Source organism: Shewanella sp. SM55, assembly GCF_025654025.1.
Taxonomy (GTDB): Bacteria; Pseudomonadota; Gammaproteobacteria; order Enterobacterales; family Shewanellaceae; genus Shewanella; species Shewanella oncorhynchi.
Map to the genome: position 1 here is coordinate 1 of NZ_JAKKRS010000036.1, position 747 is coordinate 747.

At 45.8% G+C, this 747-nt stretch carries 2 rRNA genes; both read left to right on the top strand.

Features of this window, described 5'->3' with window-relative positions:
• Positions 1-182, top strand: a 16S ribosomal RNA gene (locus tag L5L91_RS22560); the annotation flags it as partial.
• 362 nt (positions 183-544) lie between these two features.
• A 23S ribosomal RNA gene (locus tag L5L91_RS22565) occupies positions 545-747 on the top strand; the annotation flags it as partial.

Genomic DNA, 747 nt, shown 5'->3' on the forward strand with positions numbered 1-747 from the left:
GAATGCCACGGTGAATACGTTCCCGGGCCTTGTACACACCGCCCGTCACACCATGGGAGTGGGCTGCAAAAGAAGTGGGTAGCTTAACCTTCGGGGGGGCGCTCACCACTTTGTGGTTCATGACTGGGGTGAAGTCGTAACAAGGTAGCCCTAGGGGAACCTGGGGCTGGATCACCTCCTTACCTATACGACTAACTTAATGTTTGTTGAGTGTTCACACAGATTGCTTGTTTATCTTCTCTTAGGAGAAGTCAGAGCTAAATGCGCCGCGAGCCGGTACGCATTGTTCTTTAACAATTTGGAAAGCTGATAGTATTTAATTGCATGAGTCTGTCATGTGATTAATTACAAAACGTTTAATGCGAAAGCATTGAACATGAGTTCTCAAACACTTTATTAAGTGTCTTGAATATTCAAWAGTAAATTATTCTTTATTGAATAGTTTACGTCTAAGGCGCGTCCACTTCTTTGGTCAGAAGTGAGACAAGTAAAACCAAGCTGGTCGCAATGCGGCGCAGRTGAGTGAAACTCATTTGGGTTGTATGGTTAAGCGACTAAGCGTATACGGTGGATGCCTTGGCAGTCAGAGGCGATGAAGGACGTAGTAACTTGCGAAAAGCGTTGGCGAGCTAGTAACAAGCATTTGAGCTAACGATGTCCGAATGGGGGAACCCAGCAGCATAAGCTGTTATCGCAACATGAATACATAGTGTTGCGAGGCGAACGAGGGGAACTGAAACATCTAAG